1 protein-coding gene is annotated in these 1,122 nt (G+C 63.0%); it reads right to left on the bottom strand.

Going from position 1 to position 1,122, the window contains the following annotated elements; all coding sequences use genetic code 11:
• Positions 1 to 78: 78 nt before the first annotated feature.
• Positions 79 to 855, bottom strand: coding sequence for a ferredoxin--NADP reductase (locus QZ994_RS19950; protein WP_290877869.1), 777 nt, complete (start codon positions 853 to 855; stop codon positions 79 to 81).
• Positions 856 to 1,122: the final 267 nt, after the last annotated feature.

Below are 1,122 nucleotides of genomic sequence, written 5' to 3'. Positions count from 1 at the left end.
GGGCAGCGCGCCAAAGCAAAAGAGCGCCCACAAGGCGCTCTTTCTGTTGCGAGTTGGGCGGGGGCGGCCCGCCTGCGATCACTTCTCGACGAAGGCGCGCTCGATCACGTAGTCGCCCGGCACACCTTGCGATTCCGACACCTTGAAACCGGCGTCGTCCAGGATCTGGCACAGGTCCTTCAGCATCGAGGGGCTGCCGCACATCATGGCGCGGTCGTTCTCGGGGCTCAGCTGGGGCAGGCCCACGCCCTTGGCCAGTTCGCCATTGACGATCTGGTCGGTCAGGCGACCCTGGTTGCGGAAGGGCTCACGGGTCACCAGCGGGTAATAGATCAGCTTTTCCTGGATCAGCTCGCCCAGCAACTCATGGTTGGGCAGTTCCTGGGTGATGAAGTCGTGGTAAGCCAGCTCGCTCACCCAGCGCACGCCATGCACCAGCACGACCTTGTCGAACTTCTCGTAGGTGTACGGATCCTGGATGATGCTCATGAAGGGCGCCAGGCCGGTGCCGGTGCCGAACAGGTAGAGGTTCTTGGCGGGCTTGAGGTCGTCGACGACCAGGGTGCCCACGGCCTTGCGGCCCACCAGCAGCTTGTCGCCCACCTTCAGGTGCTGCAGGCGCGAGGTCAGCGGGCCGTCCTGCACCTTGATCGACAGGAACTCGAGGTGTTCTTCGTAGTTGGCGCTGGCCACCGAGTAGGCGCGCATCAGCGGCTTGCCATTGACTTCCAGGCCGATCATGACGAAGTGGCCACTGGAGAAGCGCAGCGCGGGATCGCGCGTGGTCCTGAAACTGAACAGGGTGTCGTTCCAGTGGTGGACGGAGGTGACGGTCTCTTCGTTGAACGCGGCCATGGTGTGCTCAGCGGGCGGCTGGTTGCCCCCGGGTGTTTTTGGACAAGGTTTTCCTGATGGAAACCCTAGATTGTCCCTCAGATCGGCGTCGCCACCAAATTCCTGGGCACTCGCACCCCATATCTCCGGGGCTTTTTCTGGGGCATAAACTATGCTGGAAAGTGCATGAAGGCCGCGCCACGCCCGCCCTGATGCGCCCCATTATTCCCGCATCACATCGCATCACACCGCATCTGCCCCGACGCCCGCGCCCCGCCATGAGCTCCA

The organism is Aquabacterium sp. (assembly GCF_021768455.1).
Taxonomy (GTDB): Bacteria; Pseudomonadota; Gammaproteobacteria; order Burkholderiales; family Burkholderiaceae_C; genus Aquabacterium.
Note: the sequence above shows the minus strand (reverse complement) of the source record. Positions and strands in the feature narration are given on the sequence as shown.